Source organism: uncultured Thiodictyon sp., assembly GCF_903828115.1.
In the GTDB taxonomy this organism is placed as follows: domain Bacteria; phylum Pseudomonadota; class Gammaproteobacteria; order Chromatiales; family Chromatiaceae; genus Thiodictyon.
The window spans coordinates 1-2,988 of the sequence record NZ_CAIKKU010000804.1 but is presented as its reverse complement, the minus strand read 5'-3'; the positions used below and the strand labels follow the sequence as shown (position 1 = coordinate 2,988).

General features: G+C 57.9%; 4 protein-coding genes. 1 reads left to right on the top strand and 3 read right to left on the bottom strand.

Features of this window, described 5'->3' with window-relative positions; all coding sequences use genetic code 11:
- The 3 genes from QZY48_RS29745 to QZY48_RS29735 form a co-directional block, all read right to left on the bottom strand.
- Window positions 1-854: DUF932 domain-containing protein (locus tag QZY48_RS29745; RefSeq protein ID WP_295437430.1), on the bottom strand; the 854-nt coding region annotated here is incomplete at its 3' end.
- Between the two features lie 170 nt (window positions 855-1,024).
- Window positions 1,025-1,348: a hypothetical protein gene (locus QZY48_RS29740; protein ID WP_295437428.1), complete on the bottom strand. Its 324-nt coding sequence runs from the start codon at window positions 1,346-1,348 to the stop codon at window positions 1,025-1,027.
- A gap of 330 nt (window positions 1,349-1,678) precedes the next feature.
- Window positions 1,679-1,843 carry a hypothetical protein gene (locus QZY48_RS29735; RefSeq protein ID WP_295437426.1) on the bottom strand — a complete coding sequence of 55 codons (165 nt, stop codon included), beginning with the start codon at window positions 1,841-1,843 and terminating at the stop codon, window positions 1,679-1,681.
- Between the two features lie 458 nt (window positions 1,844-2,301).
- Here QZY48_RS29735 and QZY48_RS29730 point away from each other — a divergent pair, with 458 nt between their 5' ends.
- The gene (locus tag QZY48_RS29730) at window positions 2,302-2,871 is read left to right on the top strand and encodes a hypothetical protein (RefSeq protein WP_295437425.1); all 570 of its coding nucleotides are present in this window, start codon (window positions 2,302-2,304) and stop codon (window positions 2,869-2,871) included.
- The last annotated feature ends 117 nt before the right edge of the window (window positions 2,872-2,988 follow it).

Below are 2,988 nucleotides of genomic sequence, written 5' to 3'. Positions count from 1 at the left end.
GACCGGCCAAGATAGTTGACATCAGACAGGGCCAACCTCATCGGATCGAATTCGAGGTTGCCGAGAGTCGCCAGCATATTGCTGACGGTATCCAGTTTTCGATGCACTTCTTTGAAACATTCGGTAAGCCGGCGCTCAAATGAATCAAGGTTTCCTGAATGAATGACTCTGCTGGTCGCGCTGGCCGCGGGCACCATCATGCCATTCGCGCAAGCAAGCCGGTGCAGAAAATAGCTGAAACGTACGGATGACGTACCGACCATGCTGTTCTTGAACTCAAGGCCCAGCATGGTTACGTCTTGACCGGAACCGCCCCGACCTTTCACCTCGCCATGCCGCGTCAGAGACGTATAACGGATGGTTAGCTCCGTATTAACCCCATATGCCTGATAAAATTCAAAGCGATCATCCTGCGGCAAGCTTCCCAGCATTCTATCGATGTCACCGAGGAACTTTTCATTACTATATCCGACGTAAGATGTGGAAACCATGCCGATGATGCAGTTCCGATCCTTATCCAAGACAAAATCGTCATTTTCCAAGCGAGAACTAATCGCCCGTTGACTGATAATATCATTCAGTACCTGGGACGCCAAGGACGGGGTCTCGAGCATCGCCAACTGATCGAAACGATAACCCACCCTGCTGCAAAACGTCCGGAATCCATGCTCGTTGAAACGAAGCATGGTCTCTCCGTCACCGAGGTACTCGTCATCCAGGAACATTGCTCCGCTTTCCAGCATTCCACGGACTGGGACCCGAATAAGCGAATTCTGCGTATCCGCGATCCAACTACCTACTTCGTCCCTTTTTGTCAATACGGATGCCAAGATTGGGTCGGTGAGGATAGGCATGGGGGACCTCATTCTGCGAATCTCAAAATGAGCGGTAAGACATACGGCCTGCGTACGTGGAGAGTGCGTATGCTCGAATTTTAGCAGACGATTCGCGGGCCTGCCGACAACCGCTAGAGCCAGCAGAGCGGCCCAAGCCTTGGCCCGGGCTTCGGCCCGAGAGTCTGGGCTTACTCTGGCCGCATCAACCGGCGCCAGTCGAGACCTTCCATCTCCTCGGGCCCGGAAATCGCTTCTGGAGTGGGAAACAAGGGACTTCCAGGCGACCACAGTTCAGTGCTGTCGGGGTGCTGCTCGAAGTAGTCAGGGTCCGTCGTGACCCGCACCGGCGCGGCCATTCCAGGCGCCAGCCAGGACCAATCCCGACTCCCGAGGACCTTGCTCTCGATACCCGGCGGAAGTAGCTCAGGCCGTCCCAGCAGCGTCCCCAGGTCGCTGAGATCGTAAAGGGCGTCCGACCGCAGTTCCGGGGACAGTATACTTAATTCGCTCATGTTAGCAAAAAGATGAAGCCGCGGGTAGGCCCCTGCTAACTGCTTGATCCGCCGTGGGGGCTGTGGGGCATTTCATCCTTTTCCCCATATGAGCGACTAAATTTAGCATGAGAGGCCAGTCTCGATTGAGTAAACTGTCCCCGGAATCCCCAGGGGATTGCCCCGGTTGCCGATGCCGGGCGCCAGATGGGCCGTGCGCTTGCCCTGGCAGGCCTTGCCGAGTGGGTGGCTCGCGCGAATCTCGAGCACGCGGTCCATAGGCCGGACTGATCCGCCTTCATTGCCGCGACGGCCGCGCTGGGTGGAGCACAGCGCGCCTGGAGGGATTGGCTAGAAGTCGTGGTCGTCCCGGCTCGGCAGGATGTCCAGGACCAGTTCCTCGGCGCTCTGGTACTCTCCCAACGGCTGCAACGGGTAGTGGTACGCTCCCGGATACAGCGCCTCCAGGTTCGCGCTGAGATCCAGGCAGAACGCCGCCGATCTTGCGGTGCGCACGGATGTAGTTCTTCCCGTCGGTCTGCATCGACCAACCCTCAAAGGTCTTGGGCGTGACAGTCGGGACAGTGGACCCAGGCTGCGGCGAGGTTGCACAATCCCCGTGTAACCGCTCGGCCGTCGCCAAAACTACCGGCGCCACGGTCATGAAGGTGTTGAAGGGCAAGGCCCCGGCCAGATCGGGACAGGCGACGCAGAGGTGCTGCCACGCGCCCTTGGGACCGTTCGCCCGGGCGAGTGCCTCGCGGACCGCTTCAAGATGGTCCAGAATGCTTTCCGCGGGGCGCATAGCGGGCTCAGGCAAGTTGCACAATTGTTGTGTGACCGGGATTATACCCGTCTGCGCCCCGGGAGGTTCACCGGGCGGGCGATCCGCTCGACCTTGAACCCGCGCGGCCAACTCGGCCCCGACTGCGATCAGAGCAAGGTTCTTGCTCAGCTTTGGAGCATGGCGACCCGTGAACCCTCTTGCATTGCATTTTCTTCCGTCAGTGATTCGTGGCGTGTATCGCTTCGATGACGAACTCTCCACTGTCACAGATGACGAGGATTACCAGGAATTCATTCGACGGAAGCTTCGCTTCCTGCCGCGCAACATTGAGCAGGAAATCCGCCGACACACCAGTTTCGAGAGCGACTCTTGGTCAACGCCCATTCCCCTGACCAAGACAACGGCGGCAAGCAGCCGACGCGCAGCAGCGTTCTTTCAGCAACACAGCTACTTCAACAATGCGGTGATTGACGGCAAATTGGCAACGGACTCCCAACTCAAAGAAGCCCAAAATTTCTTAGAGATCCAGTTCGTCAGAAAGATACTGGCCCCTCTACTCACGGAGGCCGGGCTCGGAAATGTTTACCCTCAATGCGAGGTTGGACGCTTCCGGCTGGATTTTGCCCTGGTATCCGGATCACGGAAATTCGCACTCGAAACCGATGGCTTCGGAAAGTTTAAAGAGCGCAAGGACCTCGACGATTTCGTAAGACGGCAGAATTTCATCGCCAAGGGTAGCCGTTCAGAGACCCCTTGACCGCTGCCTCCAGCCCGATCAGTATGTTCCCCCTACGCTGCCCGATGATACCGCGCCACTGACCGATGCACCTGAGCGACCACAGCCTCAACCAGCTTGATGAAGCCTACGTCCAGG